This is a genomic window from Gottfriedia acidiceleris (assembly GCF_036421055.1).
GTDB lineage: Bacteria > Bacillota > Bacilli > Bacillales > Bacillaceae_G > Gottfriedia > Gottfriedia acidiceleris_C.
In genome coordinates this window covers 1-1,499 of record NZ_JAZGQS010000033.1, presented here as the reverse complement: position 1 = coordinate 1,499, position 1,499 = coordinate 1, and the positions used below count along the sequence as shown (strand labels likewise).

The 1,499-nt window shown below is 34.3% G+C and carries 1 protein-coding gene; it reads left to right on the top strand.

Going from position 1 to position 1,499, the window contains the following annotated elements; translation table 11 throughout:
• Positions 1–118 precede the first annotated feature (118 nt).
• Positions 119–1,452, top strand: a protein-coding gene (locus tag RAH41_RS22365; protein WP_331225460.1) for an IS3 family transposase whose coding sequence is annotated in 2 segments (ribosomal slippage) — positions 119–491 and positions 491–1,452 — 1,335 coding nt in all. Because the reading frame shifts where the segments join, the coding sequence is not laid out codon by codon here.
• Positions 1,453–1,499 lie beyond the last annotated feature (47 nt).

Below are 1,499 nucleotides of genomic sequence, written 5' to 3'. Positions count from 1 at the left end.
TGAAATGTTCCCCGAATAATAGACACTTAAAAAAAGGTCTATTATTCGGGTATTTTTATGTCCTCGACATTCAAATCCCGTTTATAATGAAAATATAAATAGATGAGGTCGGGGAAAAATGAGCAAAATTATATTTAATAGTTTTCAAATAAAACAACTTGAAAAAAATAGTAATGTGAGTAAAGTATCTGAACGTTCAATAAGCTATAAACCAGAATTTAAAGTAAATGCCGTATTAGAAAATCTTAAAGGGAAAGGCCCTCTTCAAATCTTTATTGAACATGGGTTTGATGTAGAAATTATAGGTAAAGACAAGCCAGGTCAATGTTTAGATCGTTGGAGAAAAACTTATAAAAGTTACGGTGAAGAAGGCTTCTATACAGAAAAACGTGGGAAGGGATCAACTGGAAGACCAAGTTCAAAAGATAAAACGGCTGAGCAGAAATTAAAGAAAGCTGAAGCTCGAATAGCGTTACTTGAGGCAGAGGTAGAGTTTTTAAAAAAGCTCGACGAACTAGAAAGGCAGGCGGCTCAGAAAAAGAAACGTTAACGAAAGCTGAGAAATTTGAATTAATTGAACAGACATTACGAAATCATGAATTTCCTCAGATGGTTTCCTATTTCTGTAAGCTAGCTGGTGTGAGTCGCAGTGGGTATTACGCATTCTTAATGGCTGAAACAAAACGATATGAGCGTGAAAAGCGTGATGAATTAGATTACAAGCTAATAAAGTATATCTTCGATAAATCAAGTCAAAAGAAGGGTATACGTCAAATAAAACTGTATTTAGCTGCAGAGCTGGGAGTTACTATGAACCATAAACGTGTCTATCGTATAATGAAAAAATACTCGATGTGCACAAAAATTCGTAGGACAAATCCATATAAAAAAATGGCAAAGGCTACACAGGAACATAAGACACTTAAAAATATTCTTAATCGCAACTTTAAACAGGATACCCCACAAAAGGCTTTATTGACTGATATAACTTACCTATACTACGGTAAGGGTCAAAAAGCATATTTATCATGCGTTAAGGACTGTGCAACTAGAGAAATTCTGGCTTCTCATGTTTCCACATCCCTTTCAATGGAACTAACTTATTCTACTCTTAATAAGTTAGAAGAAACACTAGATGGCTGTGTATATCCAGGAGCAATCTTACACTCAGATCAAGGAGTTCATTATACTCATCCGGAGTTTCAAAAAAGAGTAAAAGAAATGGGCTTTATACAATCTATGTCTCGAAAAGGTAACTGTTGGGATAATGCCCCAATGGAATCATTCTTTGGTCATTTAAAAGATGAAGTAGATTATAGAGCGTGTCACACTATAAATGAACTAAAAAAATGTATTTATGATTATATCGAAGAATATAATCATCATCGTCCACAATGGACATTAAATAAAATGACTCCGGTTGAGTACCGGAGCCAATTACTTTGTGCTTAAAAAGGAAGTCTCTTTTTTTATGTGTCCACTTTATAGGGAACATTTCA